Source organism: Paenibacillus sp. 01L418, from assembly GCF_056400045.1.
On the sequence record NZ_JBFTSN010000783.1, the window covers coordinates 1 to 1123 of the forward strand.

Consider the following 1123-nt stretch of genomic DNA (forward strand, 5'->3'; position numbering starts at 1 on the left):
ACCGAAGACACCGCAGCTGCAAGCGACAATAACCAAAAGAATGAAAAGAACGAGGATAATACCGATATTATGAGCCATTATTTAAAAACCTCCTCTTATTTGACTGCTATATAAGATATGTTTGTATCTATTTAAGTGTTTGTGTGTTTGTTACAGAGGCATAGTTTCTATGTCATGTGACTATTAGAAGGAAATAGGTAGGAGAGGGATATGATAAAAAAGTAAATGTACATATGCGGTTAGAAGGATGAATACCATAGAAAAAACCCATCAATGATTCAATTAATGGCGTCGTTTTGACCTCCACTATTCAACTGAATCAGATCATGGGTTTTAGCTGCTTGCAGATTTGCATATTTTTTTATCGGAGTGCCGTTTTGCAAAAACGACGAGCCGTTCTGAGTATTCTTGATTTTTACGATTGAATTTACCAGTGCATGTAATTAAATTTAAACGAGACTCGTCCGCGGGACCAAAAATTTTCGAAAGTGGAGCCTCGGATGTTTTGAATATTTCAATCGATTCCACTTTAAAATCGATGGTGCAGTCCTCTTTACTTTTTATTGAAATCATGTCACCTAATTTTATGTTCTTTAATCTGTAAAATACGGCTGGTCCTGTATGGCTGTCAACATGTCCATCTATAACTGAATTGCCGACCATGCCAGGAAGAATGCCATTAGATAATAGCCCTACCCTCTTGGTGCTTGATGGAACATCCATTTGGCCGTTTTCTGTTATGCTGACTGGATCTATGATCGCATCGATTTCTAGAGCGGGAATGGAAAGTTTAATGGGTACGATTCCCTCTAATTTTACTTTAGAAATTGTATTCGGAATGATTTGATTATGATTTGTAGGCGGTGGACTCGGCATGGTTTCTGCTTTTACAATGGGTTCATTATACTCAGATTTTGTTGTTGTTATTTGAGGCTTAATACCATGATCTTGATCATTTGAGTAGCTGCAGGCTGTACACCCGGCAAAAATAGCTGCAGCTATCAATTGCAATATAAACTTTTTCAAAGTTAGTAAGAGAGGGGAGAGTAGATCCCCTCGTTTTTTACTGTTTATTCAGCTTGTTCGCTGGCGCCGCCGAAGCCGGTTTTCGGCATTTTAGTAA

Annotated in this window: 1 protein-coding gene; it reads right to left on the reverse strand. The window is 38.2% G+C overall.

Annotated features, from left to right (window positions below):
• Positions 1-333: 333 nt before the first annotated feature.
• Complete coding sequence (locus AC1DSE_RS35600; RefSeq protein WP_477509644.1) at positions 334-1005, reverse strand: class F sortase; 672 nt, start codon at positions 1003-1005, stop codon at positions 334-336.
• Between the last annotated feature and the right edge of the window lie 118 nt (positions 1006-1123).